The sequence below is a fragment of the Microvirga aerilata genome, assembly GCF_016743775.1.
GTDB lineage: Bacteria > Pseudomonadota > Alphaproteobacteria > Rhizobiales > Beijerinckiaceae > Microvirga > Microvirga aerilata.
This window is the reverse complement of sequence record NZ_JAEQMY010000368.1, coordinates 1-581: the sequence shown is the minus strand read 5'-3', so window position 1 is coordinate 581 and position 581 is coordinate 1. Positions and strand designations below refer to the sequence as shown.

Sequence of the window (581 nt, the reverse complement as noted above, 5' to 3'; positions counted from 1 at the left end):
GAGCATGGTGTCGACAGCATCCTGCACTTTGCCGCCAAGATCGTCGTGCCGGAATCGGTCACCGATCCGCTGGCCTATTATTTCAACAACACGGTCAAGACCCGCGCGCTCATCGAGACCGCGGTGGCGAAGGGCGTGAAGAACTTCGTCTTCTCCTCCACGGCAGCGGTCTACGGCAACGCCGAGGCGCCTCTGCTCACGGAAGACATGCCTCTTGCGCCGATCAACCCCTATGGCCGCAGCAAGCTCATGAGCGAGTGGATGCTGCAGGATGCCCATGCGGCTCATGGGCTGCGCTATGCGATCCTGCGCTACTTCAACGTGGCCGGCGCCGATCCGAAGGGCCGCTCCGGCCAGTCGACCCCGCAGGCCACCCATCTGATCAAAGTGGCTTCGCAGGCGGCGCTGGGCCAGCGGCCCCATCTCGACGTGTTCGGCACGGACTACGAGACCTCGGACGGCACCTGCGTGCGCGACTACATCCAGGTCAACGATCTCGCCCGCGCCCATCTGGTCGCCTTGGACCACCTGCGCAACGGAGGCGACTGCACGATCATGAACTGCGGCTACGGCCACGGCGC

Annotated in this window: 1 protein-coding gene; it reads left to right on the top strand. The window is 64.7% G+C overall.

Annotated features, from left to right (window positions below):
• Window positions 1–581, top strand: a 581-nt coding sequence (galE, locus tag JKG68_RS32850; RefSeq protein ID WP_202066667.1) for a UDP-glucose 4-epimerase GalE, incomplete at both ends; no start/stop codon positions are given.